Origin of the sequence: Escherichia sp. AM3 (assembly GCF_032029835.1) — a bacterium.
GTDB classification, from domain to species: domain Bacteria; phylum Pseudomonadota; class Gammaproteobacteria; order Enterobacterales; family Enterobacteriaceae; genus Escherichia; species Escherichia coli.
Genome location: NZ_JAVUPQ010000002.1, coordinates 95,578 through 115,013, shown reverse-complemented (window position 1 = coordinate 115,013; position 19,436 = coordinate 95,578). Strand labels below are relative to the sequence as shown.

Sequence of the window (19,436 nt, the reverse complement as noted above, 5' to 3'; positions counted from 1 at the left end):
AATACGATGTCCGAGAATAAATTAAACGTTATCGATTTGCACAAACGCTACGGCGAACATGAAGTGCTGAAAGGGGTCTCACTGCAAGCGAATGCCGGAGATGTAATAAGCATCATCGGATCGTCGGGATCGGGGAAAAGTACCTTTCTGCGCTGCATTAACTTCCTCGAAAAACCGAGTGAAGGGTCGATCGTGGTCAATGGCCAGACGATCAATCTGGTGCGCGACAAAGACGGTCAACTCAAAGTCGCCGATAAAAATCAACTGCGCTTACTTCGCACACGCCTGACGATGGTATTCCAGCACTTCAATCTCTGGAGCCATATGACGGTGCTGGAAAACGTCATGGAAGCGCCGATTCAGGTGTTGGGCCTGAGCAAGCAGGAAGCGCGCGAGCGGGCGGTGAAGTATCTGGCAAAAGTCGGGATAGACGAACGTGCGCAGGGGAAATATCCGGTGCATCTTTCCGGCGGTCAGCAACAGCGTGTTTCTATCGCGCGGGCGCTGGCGATGGAACCGGAAGTTTTACTGTTTGATGAACCTACCTCGGCGCTCGATCCTGAACTGGTAGGCGAAGTGTTACGTATTATGCAGCAACTGGCAGAAGAGGGGAAAACCATGGTGGTAGTGACTCACGAAATGGGCTTTGCTCGCCATGTTTCTACTCACGTCATTTTCCTCCATCAGGGGAAAATAGAAGAAGAGGGCGCGCCGGAGCAGTTATTTGGCAACCCGCAAAGCCCTCGTCTGCAACAGTTCCTTAAGGGATCGCTGAAATAATTTCCTCTCCGGTGGCTAACGCTGCCGGAGTATTTTCATGGGGAATTTGCGAGTCAGCTTCCGCTGAAATGTAAAAGTTGCAGTCCGCTAAAAATACTTCTGAATTCGCTGTCCAAAGATAAAAACTGCCTGCTGCATTGGGTGTTAATCGTGGTTATTGTCGCGTCATCTTAAATTTGATGGGTGACGGAACGCCATGACAATATCGACAACTTCCACGCCGCATGATGCGGTATTTAAATCTTTTTTACGCCATCCAGACACCGCGCGGGATTTTATTGATATTCATCTTCCCGCGCCGCTGCGCAAACTGTGTGATTTAACGACGCTTAAACTGGAACCAAACAGTTTTATTGATGACGACCTGCGGCAATATTATTCCGACCTCTTGTGGTCTGTGAAAACGCAGGAGGGAGTGGGTTATATTTATGTAGTGATAGAGCACCAAAGTAAGCCGGAAGAATTAATGGCTTTTCGCATGATGCGTTATTCCATTGCGGCAATGCAAAACCATCTTGATGCGGGCTATAAAGAGCTTCCATTGGTGATCCCGATGCTGTTTTATCATGGTTGCAGAAGTCCTTATCCTTATTCACTCTGCTGGCTTGATGAATTTGCTGAGCCTGCGATTGCCCGTAAAATATATTCATCGGCTTTTCCGTTGGTGGATATTACCGTGGTGCCGGATGACGAGATTATGCAACACCGCAAAATGGCGCTGTTGGAGTTAATTCAGAAACATATTCGTCAGCGCGATCTGTTGGGATTAGTCGACCAAATTGTTTCGCTGCTAGTTACAGGGAACACTAATGACAGACAGCTAAAAGCCCTGTTTAATTATGTATTACAAACGGGAGATGCCCAGCGTTTCCGTGCATTTATTGGTGAGATAGCAGAACGCGCACCACAAGAAAAGGAGAAACTGATGACCATTGCTGACAGATTACGTGAAGAAGGGCGGAATGATGGATTAATTCTGGGCAAACGCGAAGAAGCCCTGCGTATTGCTCAGGAGATGCTGGATAGAGGTTTAGACAGAGAGTTAGTTATGATGGTGACCCGACTATCGCCAGACGATCTTATAGCGCAAAGCCACTAACCCTGTAACACCGGGAGTTAACTGGCGGATGTTTGCAGTAAACCACATCAGCGAACGACATCCGCCAGCGCCTCTTCTAAATCGTACCAACGAAACGCAAAACCCGCTTCTTCCAGCCGTTTAGGCAGCGCGCGTTGTCCACCTAATACCAGTACTGAAGATTCGCCCATTAACAACCGAATGGCGGTTGCGGGGACGCGCAAAATAGCCGGGCGATGCAGCGCATGACCGAGCGCATGGGCAAATTGTTCATTGCGTATCGGGTAGGGCGAAACCATATTAAATGGCCCGCGCAGCTCGTTATCCAGCAGCCAGAGAATGCCGTTGACCATATCATCGATTTGAATCCAGGCAAGATACTGCCGACCGGAACCAATCGGCCCGCCCAGGCCAAGACGAAACGGTGGCAGCATTTTACCGAGAATACCGCCGTCCGGTGCCAGTACCACGCCGGTTCGCAGCAGGCACACTCGCGTTTTGTCACTTTGCGCCCGGCAGGCAATCTCTTCCCAGCGGGCGCAGAGTTTATGAGTAAATTCGTTATGCGGCGGTTCCTCTTCGGTAACCACCACTTCACCTAAGTCGCCATAATAGCCCGTTGCCGAGCCGGAAATGAGTACCGACGGCGGCGTGTCGCTGGCATTAATCAAATCGACCAGTTTTTGCGTGATATTCCAGCGGCTTTGGCAGAGACGCTCTTTTTGCTCGTGAGTCCAGCGTTTATCAGCAATCGGTTCTCCGGCCAGGTTGATTACCGCATCAACGCCGTTGAGGTTGCTTTGATCGGCTAGCCCTTGCCATAGTGTCACCCGAGGGCCGAGAACGGAACTGGCTTTCTGCGGGTTACGCGTCACTACCGTGATTTGATGGCCCAACTCCAGCAAACGCGGAATCAAATGGCGACCAATTAATCCCGTCCCTCCGGTGATCACTATGTTCATGCAGCCTCCCGATATGGCGGTTAACGCTGCCAGCTCAAGGTCATGGATACCGAATCGGCGTAGCGCAGCGCGTGTAGTTTATCGATCTCCACTTCAGCATACGTCACCCAGTGATGTTCACGTGCGATATCGAGCACATCCTGAGTTAATTTTTCCAGCAAAGAGAAACGGTTATTCTCTACATGTTGAATGATGTTTTTGGTGACGGTGCGATAGTTCAGCGCGTCATTAATATCTTCACTGGTACGCGCTTTATCGGCGGGGTAGTGGATCGTCACATTGATAACAATATCCTGACGGTTGTTAATTTCTTCTTCCTTAATTCCGATAAACGTACGTAAACGAAGGTTCTTTATACGAATAATAGCGGCAGGTTGTGCCATTGCAGGTTCTCCGTTGTTTTACTTAGGATGAAATAATACACGAGAACCTGTTTCTGTTAACTATCCGAACGCTCATCACCGAGTTGTGCTTTTAGCAGTGCCTGCCCGGTGGCAGGGCGCGAACGGATCCGCTCATGCCAGTTCTTGACTGCCGGATACATTGCGAGGTCAATTCGCTGGCGAGTCCAGGCATTAACCCACGGCCAGCAGGCAATATCCGCAATGCTGTAGTTCTCGCCTCCCAGCCAGGGCGAGTTTTCCAGCCGCTTGTTCAGTACATGGTAAAGACGCTGAGTTTCAACCTGATAACGTTCAATAGCGTAAGGAATGGTTTGGGGGGCTGCGTGATTAAAATGATGATTTTGCCCAAGCATCGGCCCCAGTCCGCCTACCTGCCAGAATAACCACTGTAATGTGGCGGCGCGCTCACGCGTTTCATGACTCAAAAAGAGTCCTGTTTTCTCAGCCAGATACAACAAAATGGCACCAGACTCAAAGAGGCTTAACGGTTCGCCGCCATCGGCAGGAGAATGATCAACAATTGCCGGAATTTTGTTGTTGGGCGAAATGCGCAAAAATTCCGGACGAAACTGACCGCCTTTCCCCAGGTCTACCTTAATCAAGCGATAATCAAGCTCTGCTTCTTCGAGAAACAGCGTAATTTTGTGACCATTGGGTGTCGGGGCGAAATAGAGATCGATCATTGCAGCTCCGGTTGTTTAATCATCTGAACACCACAAGTATAGAAAGCGCGGCGACTTACGTGAGTATTCGTCACGTGACAGTGACAAAAAGGCTCTATAGTTTGATAGCCAGCCCCCTTTATTGCCGAGGACATAATGAGTAAACCCGCTATCACGCTTTGGTCAGATGCCCACTTTTTCTCCCCTTATGTGTTATCCGCCTGGGTGGCGTTGCAGGAAAAAGGCCTGTCGTTTCATATCAAGACCATCGACCTCGACAGCGGTGAACATTTGCAGCCGACGTGGCAAGGTTACGGTCAGACACGCCGTGTGCCGTTATTACAAATCGATGATTTTGAGTTGAGTGAATCTTCTGCCATTGCGGAGTATCTGGAAGATCGATTTGCGCCACCGACCTGGGAACGTATTTATCCGCTTGATTTAGAAAATCGTGCGCGTGCACGACAGATTCAGGCCTGGCTGCGCAGCGATCTGATGCCCATCCGCGAAGAGCGTCCGACGGATGTTGTCTTTGCGGGGGCGAAAAAAGCGCCACTAACGGCCGAGGGAAAAGCCAGTGCAGAGAAACTGTTCGCGATGGCAGAACATTTGTTAGCACTGGGTCAGCCGAATTTATTTGGTGAATGGTGCATTGCTGATACTGATCTGGCGCTAATGATTAACCGCCTGGTACTACATGGCGATGAGGTGCCAGAACGCCTGGTGGATTATGCGACATTCCAGTGGCAGCGAGCGTCTGTCCAGCGTTTTATTGCACTTTCGGCGAAGCAATCTGGCTGATAGCAACGACAGAATCCAGTATCATAGCTTACGTTTTTTCGACGAGGAGTGAGTGATGAAACTGATGTTTGCATCGGACATTCATGGGTCGTTACCGGCGACGGAACGTGTTCTGGAGTTGTTTGCCCAAAGCGGTGCCCAGTGGCTGGTGATCCTTGGCGACGTGTTGAATCACGGCCCGCGTAATGCTTTACCGGAGGGTTACGCGCCAGCCAAAGTCGCTGAACGGCTTAATGAAGTGGCACATAAGGTTATCGCTGTGCGCGGCAACTGCGACAGCGAAGTGGATCAAATGCTGCTGCATTTCCCGATAACCGCGCCGTGGCAACAGGTATTACTGGAAAAACAACGTCTGTTTTTGACGCATGGTCATCTTTTTGGCCCGGAAAATCTACCTGCTTTAAACCAGAACGATGTGCTGGTGTACGGTCATACCCATCTGCCAGTGGCAGAACAGCGGGGGGAGATTTTCCACTTCAACCCCGGCTCGGTGAGTATTCCGAAAGGCGGTAATCCGGCGAGTTATGGCATGCTGGATAATGACGTACTTAGTGTAATCGCACTCAATGATCAAAGTATCATTGCGCAGGTCGCGATTAATCCGTAATTTACCCACAACTCAAAATGCGCCGTAAGAGCGCCAGAAAAAGAAGGTTTCCTGATAATGGAACAGCGTCGTTTGGCAAGTACTGAATGGGTGGATATTGTCAATGAAGAGAACGAAGTCATTGCACAAGCCAGCCGGGAACAAATGCGGGCACAGTGTCTGCGTCATCGTGCAACTTACATCGTCGTGCATGATGGCATGGGCAAAATTCTGGTCCAGCGTCGTACCGAGACAAAAGACTTTTTACCCGGCATGTTAGATGCGACCGCAGGCGGTGTGGTCCAGGCCGATGAGCAACTGCTGGAATCCGCGCGTCGCGAAGCGGAAGAAGAGTTGGGCATTGCCGGTGTCCCCTTTGCTGAGCACGGGCAGTTCTATTTCGAAGATAAAAATTGCCGTGTCTGGGGCGCATTGTTCAGCTGCGTCTCTCACGGTCCCTTCGCCCTACAGGAAGATGAAGTCAGTGAAGTTTGCTGGCTGACGCCGGAAGAAATCACCGCACGCTGCGATGAGTTCACTCCAGACTCGCTGAAAGCGCTGGCGTTGTGGATGAAGCGTAATGCCAAAAATGAAGCCGTAGAGACTGAAACGGCAGAATGAAAAAAGAGCCGCAATTGCGGCTCTTAACATTTTTAGTGGTAGCCCATCAACTGAGCGCCGATCACCACGACGCTGGACATAATAAACAGCAGTCCAAGCAGTGTCGCGCCCACCTTCAGCCAGTTACGGAAGTCCACCCGGCAAACACCGAGCGTCGCCATTAACGAAGCTGAGGTTGGGTAAATGATGTGGCTGAAGCCATCACCAAACTGGAATGCCAGCACGGTAACCTGACGGTTAACACCGACCAGATCGCCAAGCGGTGCCAGTAACGGCATGGTTAACGCCGCCTGACCAGAACCGGATGTCACAAAGAAATTAAATACCGCCTGGAAGAGCAACATAAACCAGGCCGCGACAGCGTTGTCCAGACCGCTAATGGCATTGGCAATGCTGTTGAGGATGGTATTTAACACGCTGGCATCACCTGCTTCACCATTACCGACCAGCAGCAAAATCCCTTTGGCGAAACCCACCAGCAGGGCAGGGGCGATCATCATTCGCGCCCCTTCGGTAAAGGATGAAGCCATGGTATTAACCGTCATGCCGTTAAGGCGGAAAACAACGCCGATGATGCCAATCACCAGACCCATGGTGAAGAACTGGCTGGCAATTTCTGGAATAAACCAGGCATTAACGATCACGCCCCAAATCACCCAGACCATTACGGCGGTCAGGACAATCAATACCAGCCAGTCACCAAAGGTAAACGGACGTTGTTCAACATCAGCCTGCTTTTCACGAAAGAAGCGGTCGGACTCATGCACGCGTGACAGAAGAGGATTCTTTTTCACTCGTGAGGCGTACACCATGGTAAAGATCAGGCCAATCAGAGTGGCGATAACCCACACCACGATGCGCAACCCGGAGCCAGAAAGCACCGGAACGCCGGCAATCCCCTGAGCAACGACCACACAAAACGGGTTCATCCACGAACTGGCAAAACCGATTTGCGTGGCAATATAGGTCACCAGGACGGTGGTAATACTGTCATAGCCCAGCCGGACCATTAGCGGTGCGATGATAATGGCAAAGGCGACGGCCTCTTCTCCCATACCAAATACCGCGCCGCCAAGTGAAAACAGAATAAACAGCGCAGGAATAAAGAGAATTTCATTCCCGCGGGTATGGCGAATAAGCGCCAGGATACCGTTATCAATGGTTCCTGTACGCATCACAATGCCAAACGCGCCGCCAATCACCAGCATAAACATGATGATGCCAACAGCTGTCCCGTATTTCGATCCTGAGGTTAATCCTTCAAACGGGAAGTTCATCAGGCCCGGGCGTTCATCGCCCGTCGTGAACAGCTGTACGCGGTGATACTCAGGTTCGCCTGCTTCGTTAGTCAGAATGCGAAATGAGTGTGGATCTACGACTTTGCGTGTTTTTGTTTGACCATCAACCTGATACTGCACTTCCTGACTGTCAAACAACCCCACCGGAACTACCCAGGTGGCAAGGCTGGTTAAAATAGCAACAAAAAAGATAATCACCAACGTATCGGGCATTGCCCATCTTCTTGTTGGTTTGGATTCAGTGATTGCGGACATAGCGCAAATATTCCCTTGCACAAAACAAAGTGGTAAGTATGCAAAGTGAAATGGCGCAATTCATTGATGCAGCGCAGTTAAGCAAGATAATCAGAAAGGATTAATGCAGATTAAGAGAATAAAAAACCGGAAATAGTGATTATTTCCGGTTCAGATATCCGCAGCGCAAAGCTGCGGATGATGACGAGATTACTGCTGCTGTGCAGACTGAATCGCAGTCAGCGCGATGGTGTAGACGATATCGTCAACCAGTGCGCCACGGGACAGGTCGTTAACCGGCTTGCGCATACCCTGCAGCATCGGCCCGATGGAGATCAGGTCGGCAGAACGCTGTACCGCTTTGTAGGTGGTGTTACCGGTGTTCAGATCCGGGAAGATGAACACGGTAGCGCGACCTGCAACCGGAGAGTTCGGCGCTTTGGATTTCGCAACGTCAGCCATTACCGCAGCGTCGTACTGCAGCGGACCGTCGATCATCAGGTCAGGACGTTTTTCCTGCGCCAGACGAGTTGCTTCGCGAACTTTTTCTACGTCGCTACCTGCACCAGAAGTACCGGTGGAGTAGGAGAGCATAGCAACGCGCGGTTCGATACCGAAGGCCGCAGCGGAATCAGCGGACTGAATCGCGATTTCTGCCAGCTGTTCAGCGGTCGGATCCGGGTTGATCGCACAGTCACCGTAAACGTAAACCTGTTCCGGCAGCAGCATGAAGAACACGGAAGATACCAGGGAGCTGCCCGGTGCAGTTTTGATCAGCTGCAGCGGCGGACGGATGGTGTTTGCGGTAGTGTGAACAGCACCGGAAACCAGACCATCAACTTCATCCTGTTCCAGCATCAGCGTACCGAGCACCACGTTGTCTTCCAGCTGTTCGCGGGCAACGGTTTCGGTCATGCCTTTGTTCTTACGCAGTTCGACCAGACGACCAACATAGCTTTCGCGAACCACTTCTGGATCAACGATTTCAATCCCTGCACCCAGTTCTACACCCTGAGACGCTGCAACACGGTTGATCTCTGCCGGATTACCCAGCAGTACGCAAGTTGCGATACCACGTTCAGCACAGATAGCGGCTGCTTTAACGGTACGCGGTTCGTCACCTTCCGGCAGTACGATACGTTTGCCCGCTTTGCGCGCAAGTTCAGTCAGCTGATAACGGAACGCAGGCGGAGACAGACGACGGCTGCGCTCAGAAGTGGCAGTCAGAGATTCGATCCAGTCAGCGTTGATGTAGTTAGCAACGTATTCCTGAACTTTCTCGATACGTTCGTGATCGTCAACCGGAACTTCCAGGTTGAAGCTCTGCAGGCTCAGAGAGGTCTGCCAGGTGTTGGTGTTCACCATAAATACCGGCAGGCCGGTAGCGAAAGCACGTTCGCACAGTTTAGAAATGCGCGCGTCCATTTCGTAGCCGCCAGTCAGCAGCAGGGCACCGATTTCTACGCCGTTCATGGCTGCCAGGCAAGCGGCCACCAGCACGTCAGGACGGTCTGCGGAAGTCACCAGCAGAGAACCGGCACGGAAGTGCTCCAGCATGTGCGGAATGCTGCGTGCGCAGAAAGTGACGGATTTAACGCGGCGAGTATTGATGTCGCCTTCGTTGATGATGGTCGCATTCAGGTGGCGAGCCATATCGATCGCACGAGTCGCGATCAGGTCAAAGCTCCACGGCACAGCGCCGAGAACCGGCAGCGGGCTGGATTCTTGCAGCTTCGCCGGATCAACATTGTTTACTTTAGCTTTGGAAGAGTCGTCGAAAATCTCGGACAGATCCGGGCGAGTACGACCCTGTTCATCAACCGGTGCGTTCAGTTTGTTAACGATAACGCCGGTGATGTTGGTGTTTTTGGCACCGCCGAAGCTGTTGCGGGTCAGTTCGATACGCTCTTTCAGCTGTTCCGGGGTGTCAGTGCCCTGAGACATAACGAAGACGATTTCCGCATTCAGCGTTTTAGCGATTTCGTAGTTCAGAGACTGGGCAAACTGGTGCTTACGTGTCGGGACCAGACCTTCAACCAGAACGACTTCAGCGTCTTTGGTGTTAGCGTGGTAGTTTGCGACGATCTCTTCCATCAGCACATCTTTCTGATTGCTGGAAAGCAGACCTTCAACGTAGCTCATTTTCAGCGGTTCAGCGGCCGTCGTGGTGGAAGAGTTCGCACGCACGATAGTCGTAGTCTGATCGGGCGCATCGCCACCGGTACGCGGCTGAGCGATAGGTTTGAAAACGCTCAGACGAACGCCTTTGCGTTCCATTGCACGGATCACGCCAAGGCTGACGCTGGTCAGACCGACGCTGGTTCCGGTAGGGATCAGCATAATAATACGGGACACGGTTTATCCTCTTTCGTTACCGCCGATTTGGCGGGTTACAAAACAGCACCGCCAGCTGAGCTGGCGGTGTGAAATCAGGCAGTCAGGCGGCTCGCGTCTTGCGCGATAACCAGTTCTTCGTTGGTTGGGATAACCACCGCAGGACGGGTACCTTCTTTGTTGATGAAACCAGATTTGCCGAAACGTGCAGCCAGGTTGCGTTCATGATCAACTTCAAAGCCCAGCACGCCCAGTTTGCCCAGAGACAGTTCACGAACCATCGCGGCATTTTCACCGATACCACCAGTGAATACAACAGCGTCCAGACGACCATCCATCAGCGCAGTGTAGGCACCGATGTATTTCGCCAGGCGGTGGCAGTAAACGTCCATTGCGCGCTTCGCGTCTTCTTTCGTCGCGTAGTTGTCTTCAACATAGCGGCAGTCGCTGGTCACTTCGGTCAGACCCAGCAGGCCAGACTCTTTGGTCAGCAGTTTGTTGATTGCGTCAACGCTCATGCCCAGGGTGTCGTGCAGGTGGAAGATGATCGCCGGATCGATATCACCAGAACGGGTACCCATGACCAGACCTTCCAGCGGGGTCAGGCCCATAGAGGTGTCAACGCATTTACCGTTGCGGATAGCAGAAACGGAACCACCGTTGCCCAGGTGGCAGGTGATGATGTTCAGTTCTTCTACCGGTTTGTTCAGCATTTTTGCCGCTTCCTGGGTTACATAGAAGTGGCTGGTGCCGTGCGCGCCGTAACGACGGATGCCGTGCTCTTTGTACAGGTTGTAAGGCAGGGCGTAGAGGTAAGACTCTTCCGGCATAGTCTGGTGGAACGCGGTGTCAAATACAGCAACGTTTTTGTCTTTCAGCTGTGGGAAAGATTTCAGAGCTTCTTCGATACCGATCAGGTGAGCCGGGTTGTGCAGCGGTGCAAAAGAAGCTGCATCTTTGATACCCTGAATAACAGACTCATCGATCACTACGGAGCTGGTATACTTTTCGCCGCCGTGTACGATACGGTGACCGATAGCAGTCAGCTGCGCAGACAGTTCTGGTTTTTGTGCCAGAATAGTATTAACGATAAAGTTGAGCGCTTCGCTGTGAGCGGCGCCTGCACCTAAAGCCGCTTCCTGTTTATTGCCGTCCATTTTCCATTTGATACGTGCTTCGGGCAGGTGGAAACATTCGGCTAAACCAGAAAGGTACTCTTCACCATTTACTGCATCGATGATGGCAAATTTCAGTGAAGAACTACCGCAGTTCAGAACCAGTACTAACTTACTCGACATGGAAGTACCTATAATTGATACGTGGCTAAAAAAACGTCAGGGAGCCATAGAGCGTAGCGCATGATGACACCGACATTTATGATTAACATCATGCACTGCAAATTTTTTTTGCATGATGGAAGAAATATCTTGAGTCTATGCCATTTTGCGTAATTTTCAGCCAATGGCATAATGTATATGAATTTGACGACTCAATGAATATGTACTACTTAGGCCTTCAGGCTGCTAAAGGATACCTGATAGTGGGTATGGAAGACAAAATGTTTTGAACGTTGTCCCGCTGAGTTGTGAATTTGCACAAATTTTTGAATCTTTATATGTGAAGTTGAGGTGAAGCATGTCAACGCCGGATAATCGTTCTGTTAATTTTTTTAGCTTGTTTCGCCGGGGACAGCATTACTCAAAGACGTGGCCGCTGGAAAAACGCCTTGCCCCGGTCTTTGTCGAAAATCGCGTTATCAAGATGACGCGTTATGCGATCCGTTTTATGCCGCCGATCGCCGTATTTACTCTCTGCTGGCAGATTGCCCTGGGCGGTCAGCTTGGGCCGGCAGTTGCCACTGCGCTGTTCGCCTTAAGTTTACCCATGCAGGGATTATGGTGGCTGGGCAAGCGTTCTGTAACGCCATTACCCCCTGCTATCCTCAACTGGTTTTATGAAGTTCGCGGTAAATTGCAGGAGTCTGGACAGGTGTTGGCACCCGTTGAAGGCAAGCCTGATTACCAGGCATTAGCTGACACGCTTAAGCGCGCCTTCAAACAACTGGATAAAACTTTCCTTGATGATTTGTAATTGACCCCTGATTACGCATATAAAAGAAGGCATACTCAGCCTTCTTTTTTTTCACCGTAGTAGAGTGATACAGGAGTCAACAATGGAAATGACCAACGCGCAACGTCTTATTTTGTCTAATCAGTACAAGATGATGACTATGCTCGATCCGGCAAATGCTGAACGTTACCGTCGCCTGCAAACAATTATTGAGCGTGGTTACGGATTACAGATGCGTGAATTGGATCGCGAGTTTGGCGAGCTGAAAGAAGAAACCTGCCGCACTATCATCGACATTATGGAGATGTATCATGCGTTGCATGTTTCCTGGTCTAATTTGCAGGACCAGCAATCCATCGATGAACGTCGTGTCACCTTCCTCGGCTTTGACGCCGCCACTGAAGCACGTTACCTCGGTTATGTCCGCTTTATGGTTAATGTGGAAGGGCGCTATACCCATTTTGACGCCGGAACTCACGGTTTTAACGCCCAGACGCCAATGTGGGAAAAATATCAGCGCATGCTTAATGTGTGGCATGCCTGCCCGCGTCAGTACCATTTGAGCGCCAACGAAATTAATCAAATTATCAACGCCTGAGGAGGCCCGCGTGCGGTGCAAAGGTTTTCTGTTTGATCTTGATGGAACGCTGGTGGATTCCCTGCCTGCGGTAGAACGGGCGTGGAGCAACTGGGCCAGACGTCATGGGTTAGCGCCGGAAGAGGTGCTGGCTTTCATTCACGGTAAACAGGCGATCACCTCTTTGCGCCATTTTATGGCGGGCAAATCCGAGGCTGATATTGCCGCCGAATTTACGCGTCTGGAGTACATCGAGGCCACGGAAACCGAAGGTATTACCGCGCTTCCGGGGGCAATCGCCTTACTCAATCATTTGAATAAAGCAGGTATTCCGTGGGCCATTGTGACTTCTGGCTCCATGCCGGTAGCGCGAGCGCGCCATAAAATAGCTGGGCTTCCCGCACCAGAGGTGTTTGTAACCGCTGAGCGAGTGAAGCGCGGAAAACCAGAACCTGATGCGTATCTGTTAGGCGCGCAGCTGCTGGGGCTTGCGCCGCAGGAGTGTGTGGTGGTGGAAGATGCTCCCGCTGGCGTGCTTTCTGGCCTGGCGGCGGGTTGCCATGTCATTGCGGTTAACGCTCCGGCAGATACCCCGCGCCTGAATGAGGTCGATTTGGTCCTCCACAGTCTGGAGCAAATTACTGTGACCAAACAGCCAAATGGCGATGTTATTATTCAGTGAAACACCTGATCATGATTTAGCCCCGTCTCGTCGGGGCTTTTTTATGGCAGAATCAAGACATCTCCCTCAATTAACAAGGATAAGTTGTGAACGGTGAATTGATTTGGGTTCTTTCATTACTGGCCGTTGCCATTGTCTTGTTTGCGACGGGCAGAGTGCGTATGGATGCGGTCGCTTTGTTTGTTATTGTCGCGTTTGCATTAAGCGGAACGCTGACAGTCCCCGAAGTATTTTCCGGCTTTTCTGATCCTAACGTTGTCCTGATTGCCGCCTTGTTTATTATTGGCGATGGTTTGGTCCGTACCGGTGTTGCCACCGTAATGGGAACATGGCTGGTCAAAGTTGCGGGCAACAGTGAAATCAAAATGTTGGTTTTGTTGATGCTGACCGTCGCGGGGCTTGGCGCGTTTATGAGTTCAACCGGCGTTGTCGCTATCTTTATTCCCGTGGTGTTAAGCGTTGCCATGCGTATGCAAACTTCGCCGTCACGTCTGATGATGCCGTTGAGTTTTGCCGGGCTGATAAGCGGCATGATGACGCTGGTGGCGACGCCGCCGAACCTGGTAGTCAACAGTGAATTGCTGCGTGAAGGCTATCACGGCTTCAGTTTCTTTAGCGTAACACCTATTGGCCTGGTCGTGCTGGTGCTGGGTATTTTGTATATGTTAGTGATGCGTTTCATGCTGAAAGGGGATACCCAGACCCCGCAGCGCGAAGGCTGGACGCGTCGAACCTTTCGCGATCTTATCCGTGAATATCGACTGACCGGGCGTGCGCGACGTCTGGCTATTCGCCCCGGATCGCCAATGATTGGTCAACGGCTGGATGATCTCAAATTACGTGAGCGTTATGGCGCTAACGTCATCGGTGTTGAACGCTGGCGGCGTTTTCGTCGCGTTATCGTGAACGTTAATGGGGTTTCTGAATTTCGCGCGCGTGACGTTTTGCTTATTGATATGTCTGCGGCTGATGTCGATCTCCGGCAATTTTGTAGTGAGCAATTGCTGGAGCCGATGGTACTGCGCGGCGAGTATTTTTCTGACCAGGCCCTTGATGTGGGCATGGCAGAGATTTCATTAATTCCTGAGTCAGAACTGATTGGTAAATCGGTGCGCGAAATTGGTTTTCGTACCCGCTACGGACTGAATGTGGTGGGGCTAAAGCGCAATGGCGTGGCGCTGGAAGGTTCGCTGGCGGATGAGCCTCTGCTGCTGGGCGATATCATCCTGGTTGTGGGTAACTGGAAACTGATCGGTATGCTGGCCAAACAGGGCCGCGACTTCGTAGCGCTGAACTTACCGGAAGAGGTGAGTGAAGCATCGCCCGCGCACAGCCAGGCACCCCATGCCATTTTCTGTCTGGTGCTAATGGTGGCGTTAATGCTGACAGATGAAATTCCTAATCCTGTTGCCGCTATCATCGCCTGCCTGCTGATGGGGAAATTCCGCTGTATAGATGCTGAAAGCGCCTATAAATCCATTCACTGGCCGAGCATTATTTTGATCGTTGGGATGATGCCGTTTGCTGTGGCATTACAGAAAACGGGAGGTGTCGCGCTGGCGGTGAAAGGGCTGATGGACATTGGCGGTGGTTACGGGCCACATATGATGCTGGGTTGTTTGTTTGTCTTGTCGGCGGTTATTGGGCTATTTATCTCTAATACCGCGACGGCGGTGTTGATGGCTCCGATTGCGCTGGCTGCTGCCAAAACGATGGGGGTGTCGCCTTATCCATTCGCGATGGTCGTGGCGATGGCAGCATCCGCCGCCTTTATGACACCGGTTTCTTCACCTGTTAACACACTGGTTTTAGGTCCGGGAAATTACAGCTTCAGTGACTTTGTGAAGTTGGGGGTACCGTTCACCATTATTGTGATGGCGGTTTGTGTGGTGATGATCCCGATGCTGTTTCCGTTTTGACAAGAGCCTGATGTCGCATCCGGCGCTTATTGCCTGATGCGACGCAGACTCCGGCTGCTTACAGCGGTGAATCCTGGCTAATCTCATCGAGCGAAAGATGGAAGCTGGGAACAAATACTTCCATGAAGTAGTCCATCTCCTGGCTGCGACGCGATTCAAGCGTCGCTTCCAGTCGCGTTTTTGCCAGCAAGAATTCATTATTTCCGGCCGCGAGTTCTTCCAGACATTTCAGATATGCACACAGTGCATCTGCCTGTTTCACCAGCGATTTTTCTTCATCGCTATATGCATGCTCGTCAATTAACGGCGCAAAGATATCCCGCAGCTCTTCCGGAACCATATCGACCAGTTTTTGCTGAGCGATTTTTTCAATAGCCTTGTACTCCTGAGCGATTTGCGAATTGAAGTATTTCACCGGAGTAGGGAGATCGCCGGTGAGCACTTCTGAGGCATCGTGGTACATCGCCAGTAAAGCGATACGTTCGGCGTTGACATTACCGCCAAATTTTCGATTTTTGATAGCTGCCAGCGCATGGGCGACCATCGCTACCTGCAAACTGTGTTCGGACACATTTTCCGTCAGCACGTTGCGCATTAGCGGCCAGCGGTTAATGAGTTTCAGGCGGGAGAGATGGGCAAAAAAATGGCTCTGTTTCATAGTGACCTTACGTATGATGACATCATCAGGTCATTGTGGCGGGATAACGCTGCCGGATGCAATCTCCGGCAGTGAAATTAAGATTACAGCTGATGATAACCAGAAAGGAAACGCGCGAACTTGCTCAAAGACAGCTCGATATCATCGACACGCGGTAGCGTGACAATGCGGAAGTGATCCGGCCACGGCCAGTTGAATGCCGTCCCTTGCACCAACAGAACTTTTTCCTGCAACAGGAAATCCAGCACCATTTTCTGATCGTCGTGAATGTTAAAGCGTTTGGCGTCGATTTTCGGGAACATATACAGCGCACCACGAGGTTTCACGCAGGAAACGCCCGGAATATCGTTGATCAGTTCCCACGCGCGGTTACGCTGCTCATAAAGACGACCGCCAGGGGTAATAAATTCACTGATGCTCTGATAACCACCCAGCGCGGTCTGAATGGCGTGTTGCGCAGGAACGTTAGCACACAGGCGCATTGAAGCCAGCATTTCCAGACCTTCGATGTAGCCTTTGGCGTGTTTTTTCGGCCCGTTCAACACCATCCACCCCTGACGGAAGCCTGCAACGCGGTACGTTTTCGACAGTCCGTTAAAGGTAATGGTCAGCAGGTCAGGTGCCAGCGGCGCAATTGAGTGATGCTCAGCGTCGTCGTAAAGAATTTTGTCATAAATTTCATCGGCGAAGATAATGAGATTATGCTGACGTGCAATCTCCACAATCTCCATTAAAAGCTCTTTGGAATATACCGCGCCGGTTGGGTTATTTGGGTTGATAATAACGATCCCACGCGTACGAGGCGTAATTTTAGCGCGAATATCATCGAGGTCCGGGAACCAGTCAGAGGATTCATCGCAAAGATAATGCACCGCTTTACCGCTGGAAAGCGAAACCGCCGCGGTCCATAGTGGGTAATCTGGTGCAGGAACCAACATTTCGTCCCCGCTGTTCAGCAATGCCTGCATTGCCTGAACGATAAGCTCCGATACACCATTGCCGATGTAAATATCTTCCACGGTAACATCACGCATGCCACGAGCCTGGTAGTGCTGCATGATGGCTTTACGCGCGGAGTAAAGACCTTTGGAATCGCAATACCCTTGAGCGGTAGGCAGGTTGCGTATCACGTCAACGAGGATTTCATCTGGCGCGTCAAAACCGAACGGGGCTGGGTTGCCGATGTTCAGTTTCAGTACCTTGTTACCTTCTTCTTCCAGGCGTTTTGCTTCTTTCAGCACCGGACCACGGATGTCATAACAGACATTCTCTAATTTGCTGGATTTTTCAATGGGGGACATGAATCTTGACCTTTTTTGCTGTTATCGCCACTCCCTGCCGTGGAAGTCAGCTTAGAACAATGTACTCCCCCAGGACGGTGTTTTGAAGGTCTGCAGAATAAGATTTTGCCAGAGGGGAAGGCTCGATTGTGCTGTTAATAACTTAATAATGACAAAATAATGAGGTGTATATGCTTTACATGCAATGTTATATAGTGAATTGTTCTGATTCTTAATTGTAAGTATGGTTTTTTTATCTGTAAGATAATTGTGTGAAAATGCCTCATTTAAGAATTCACTAATGAAACGCGATGATGATATTTCCGCATTACGGAGAGTTTAACAGCGTGATGATTTCCGAGGTGTCGTAATGGGGGCAAGGTGTGAAACTATTGTTAAGCGGAATTAATGAATGAGGATGATGCTAATTAATTATTATTTAATATTCAAAAAGGTTTTGATGTGCTTATTAATAATAGAAGATTACTTTGCCTAACATAACATAACTTTGCATCAGATAATTCGCAATGACCCTTATAAATAAAAGGTTTTTGGGGTAAAATGCTCGCATAAATGACGGATCCCTGCTCTTGATGCCGCCTCACCATTGCTGTTTGTACGTGTTCGCGTATGACCAGCGATGCTGCACGAGAGTGGAACAAGGACTCACATTTACATTTATACAAACACGCGCATGTCATAAATAGAAAAGAGTGAGTAACTTAATAGATATGCGATCCCTGAAGATATATTCTGTGATCTACTTCAGGCATTATAACGGAACAATGTGAGTCGCTTTTTTAGTGCAACTCATATGCATTTTTACTTTCGTCCGGGTTCCGGATGAAACTGCCAGGGAGGCACATTACAAATGGAATTGCTTGTTTGTGTGTGCACAGCATTAACCAGCTCAGTATGAGCCGCCAGTAAGTGATAATATATGATAAGTGCAAATCGTCCGATAATTAACCTCGACCTCGATCTGCTGAGAACATTTGTTGCTGTTGCCGATCTGAACACTTTTGCTGCCGCAGCTGCCGCTGTGTGTCGTACTCAGTCCGCCGTAAGTCAGCAAATGCAGCGTCTGGAACAACTCGTTGGGAAAGAACTGTTCGCTCGTCACGGTCGCAACAAACTGTTAACTGAACATGGCATTCAACTTCTTGGTTACGCCAGGAAAATCCTGCGTTTTAATGATGAGGCCTGCTCATCATTAATGTTCAGTAATCTTCAGGGCGTGTTAACTATCGGTGCTTCAGATGAATCTGCCGATACGATCTTACCTTTCCTGTTAAATCGCGTGAGTTCGGTTTATCCGAAATTAGCGCTGGATGTCCGCGTTAAACGTAATGCCTATATGGCAGAAATGCTGGAATCCCAGGAAGTGGATTTGATGGTAACCACCCATCGTCCTTCAGCGTTTAAGGCATTGAACCTGCGTACCTCGCCAACACACTGGTACTGCGCAGCGGAATACGTATTGCAAAAAGGCGAGCCGATCCCTCTTGTATTGCTGGATGATCCAAGTCCGTTTCGCGATATGGTGCTGGCGACGCTTAATAAAGCAGATATTCCATGGCGACTGGCTTATGTCGCCTCGACGCTTCCGGCCGTTCGTGCGGCAGTGAAAGCCGGTCTTGGCGTGACGGCAAGGCCGGTTGAGATGATGAGCCCGGACCTGCGTGTGCTGAGTGGAGTAGATGGCTTACCGCCGCTACCTGATACCGAATATTTGCTGTGCTATGACCCGTCCAGTAATAATGAGCTGGCCCAGGTGATCTATCAGGCGATGGAGAGCTACCATAATCCGTGGCAATACAGCCCAATGTCTGCTCCGGAAGGGGATGATTCATTGTTGATTGAAAGGGATATCGAGTAATCGACGGACGATAGATAATTCCTGAGACAATAGTGTAAAAAACGAGCCGCTGGGGGTGTTTTAAACCCCAGCGGCTTTTTTTTAGTAAAAATCCTTCCTCGCATAGTGCAGAACGTACAAAACTGTTCATTTTTCAATCACCAGAGATTCACGTCCCGAACGCACAAATAATCGCCTGAAAAAAATCACCTGCTACAATGATGTTAAAAAATACGTAAATTTGTTGCTGCGTTTTTGTTATGGAATGACAAAAGCGTGTCACAGATCAAGAAAATACTCTCTTTTGGGGGGAGGAATCGACACAAATTCCTGTCAAAATAGACCCGTATTTTTTCCATTGCTTCACAACGGACACGATTCAACAACATCTAATTATCCTGGAGTCGTCAAGGATCTGGGGTGAAAGGGCATTAAATGCTAATGGTGTTGATATTATGTAAACTAATGTGAAGAAACTTTTGTTAAAGTTGACAAAAGGTTATAGAAAGGAGTAAAAGACCACATCAATTAGCTGTATAAAAGAATTTCTACAGTGATTGTAAGGTTTTTTTTATTCCTCCCCATGAATCGATGTGGCGTCCATCTGCCGTGAAGAGCAGTGAATCTGGCGC

Annotated in this window: 18 protein-coding genes; 10 read left to right on the top strand and 8 right to left on the bottom strand. The window is 50.2% G+C overall.

The window, feature by feature from the left end; translation table 11 throughout:
- Window positions 1–6: 6 nt before the first annotated feature.
- Both hisP and rpnB read left to right on the top strand, forming a co-directional pair.
- Window positions 7–780, top strand: coding sequence for a histidine ABC transporter ATP-binding protein HisP (gene hisP, locus RTW80_RS01670; protein ID WP_001293612.1), 774 nt, complete (start codon window positions 7–9; stop codon window positions 778–780).
- Between the two features lie 196 nt (window positions 781–976).
- The gene (gene rpnB, locus RTW80_RS01665) at window positions 977–1,879 is read left to right on the top strand and encodes a recombination-promoting nuclease RpnB (protein WP_000156113.1); all 903 of its coding nucleotides are present in this window, start codon (window positions 977–979) and stop codon (window positions 1,877–1,879) included.
- 47 nt (window positions 1,880–1,926) lie between these two features.
- Here rpnB and RTW80_RS01660 read toward each other — a convergent pair whose 3' ends face one another.
- From RTW80_RS01660 to yfcG, 3 genes are read right to left on the bottom strand one after another with little or no spacing between them, the layout of a single operon-like run.
- On the bottom strand, window positions 1,927–2,820 hold the full coding sequence (locus tag RTW80_RS01660) for a TIGR01777 family oxidoreductase (protein ID WP_001028343.1): 894 nt from the start codon (window positions 2,818–2,820) through the stop codon (window positions 1,927–1,929).
- A gap of 20 nt (window positions 2,821–2,840) precedes the next feature.
- Entirely contained in the window at window positions 2,841–3,203 is a 363-nt protein-coding gene (gene folX, locus RTW80_RS01655; protein ID WP_000068457.1) for a dihydroneopterin triphosphate 2'-epimerase, read from the bottom strand.
- A 56-nt stretch (window positions 3,204–3,259) separates the two neighbouring features.
- Complete coding sequence (yfcG, locus tag RTW80_RS01650) at window positions 3,260–3,907, bottom strand: GSH-dependent disulfide bond oxidoreductase (protein WP_000566471.1); 648 nt, start codon at window positions 3,905–3,907, stop codon at window positions 3,260–3,262.
- Window positions 3,908–4,042: 135 nt separating this feature from the next.
- Between yfcG and yfcF the strand changes: the two genes are divergently transcribed.
- The 3 genes from yfcF to yfcD are packed head-to-tail and all read left to right on the top strand — an operon-like array spanning window position 4,043 to window position 5,894.
- Window positions 4,043–4,687: a glutathione transferase gene (gene yfcF, locus RTW80_RS01645; RefSeq protein ID WP_000042440.1), complete on the top strand. Its 645-nt coding sequence runs from the start codon at window positions 4,043–4,045 to the stop codon at window positions 4,685–4,687.
- A 55-nt stretch (window positions 4,688–4,742) separates the two neighbouring features.
- On the top strand, window positions 4,743–5,294 hold the full coding sequence (gene yfcE, locus RTW80_RS01640) for a phosphodiesterase (RefSeq protein WP_000772452.1): 552 nt from the start codon (window positions 4,743–4,745) through the stop codon (window positions 5,292–5,294).
- Between the two features lie 57 nt (window positions 5,295–5,351).
- Window positions 5,352–5,894 carry an NUDIX hydrolase YfcD gene (gene yfcD, locus RTW80_RS01635; RefSeq protein WP_000437935.1) on the top strand — a complete coding sequence of 181 codons (543 nt, stop codon included), beginning with the start codon at window positions 5,352–5,354 and terminating at the stop codon, window positions 5,892–5,894.
- A 32-nt stretch (window positions 5,895–5,926) separates the two neighbouring features.
- On the opposite strand, the gene yfcC is transcribed toward yfcD, so the two are convergent.
- From yfcC to ackA, 3 genes are all read right to left on the bottom strand, one after another.
- Window positions 5,927–7,447, bottom strand: a complete 1,521-nt coding sequence (yfcC, locus tag RTW80_RS01630; RefSeq protein WP_001274481.1) for a putative basic amino acid antiporter YfcC — start codon at window positions 7,445–7,447, stop codon at window positions 5,927–5,929.
- 189 nt (window positions 7,448–7,636) lie between these two features.
- A complete protein-coding gene (gene pta, locus RTW80_RS01625) occupies window positions 7,637–9,781 on the bottom strand; it encodes a phosphate acetyltransferase (RefSeq protein ID WP_000086722.1) in 2,145 nt (714 codons plus the stop codon).
- A 74-nt stretch (window positions 9,782–9,855) separates the two neighbouring features.
- Window positions 9,856–11,058 carry an acetate kinase gene (gene ackA / locus RTW80_RS01620; RefSeq protein WP_000095707.1) on the bottom strand — a complete coding sequence of 401 codons (1,203 nt, stop codon included), beginning with the start codon at window positions 11,056–11,058 and terminating at the stop codon, window positions 9,856–9,858.
- A 337-nt stretch (window positions 11,059–11,395) separates the two neighbouring features.
- On the opposite strand from ackA, the gene yfbV reads away from it, so the two are divergent.
- The 4 genes from yfbV (at window position 11,396) to RTW80_RS01600 (ending at window position 15,008) form a co-directional block, all read left to right on the top strand.
- Window positions 11,396–11,851 (top strand): terminus macrodomain insulation protein YfbV, encoded by a 456-nt coding sequence (yfbV, locus tag RTW80_RS01615; protein WP_000106627.1) that lies wholly within the window; start codon window positions 11,396–11,398, stop codon window positions 11,849–11,851.
- Window positions 11,852–11,933: 82 nt separating this feature from the next.
- Window positions 11,934–12,428, top strand: coding sequence for a YfbU family protein (locus RTW80_RS01610; RefSeq protein ID WP_000426124.1), 495 nt, complete (start codon window positions 11,934–11,936; stop codon window positions 12,426–12,428).
- Between the two features lie 10 nt (window positions 12,429–12,438).
- On the top strand, window positions 12,439–13,089 hold the full coding sequence (gene hxpA, locus RTW80_RS01605) for a hexitol phosphatase HxpA (RefSeq protein ID WP_001203410.1): 651 nt from the start codon (window positions 12,439–12,441) through the stop codon (window positions 13,087–13,089).
- A gap of 86 nt (window positions 13,090–13,175) precedes the next feature.
- Window positions 13,176–15,008, top strand: coding sequence for an SLC13 family permease (locus RTW80_RS01600; protein WP_001012899.1), 1,833 nt, complete (start codon window positions 13,176–13,178; stop codon window positions 15,006–15,008).
- 58 nt (window positions 15,009–15,066) lie between these two features.
- Here the strand turns inward: RTW80_RS01600 and yfbR are convergent, their stop codons facing one another.
- The gene (gene yfbR / locus RTW80_RS01595; RefSeq protein WP_000813848.1) at window positions 15,067–15,666 is read right to left on the bottom strand and encodes a 5'-deoxynucleotidase; all 600 of its coding nucleotides are present in this window, start codon (window positions 15,664–15,666) and stop codon (window positions 15,067–15,069) included.
- A gap of 83 nt (window positions 15,667–15,749) precedes the next feature.
- A complete protein-coding gene (gene alaA / locus RTW80_RS01590) occupies window positions 15,750–16,967 on the bottom strand; it encodes an alanine transaminase AlaA (protein WP_000074527.1) in 1,218 nt (405 codons plus the stop codon).
- 919 nt (window positions 16,968–17,886) lie between these two features.
- Between alaA and lrhA the strand changes: the two genes are divergently transcribed.
- Window positions 17,887–18,825 carry a transcriptional regulator LrhA gene (gene lrhA / locus RTW80_RS01585; protein ID WP_000622286.1) on the top strand — a complete coding sequence of 313 codons (939 nt, stop codon included), beginning with the start codon at window positions 17,887–17,889 and terminating at the stop codon, window positions 18,823–18,825.
- The last annotated feature ends 611 nt before the right edge of the window (window positions 18,826–19,436 follow it).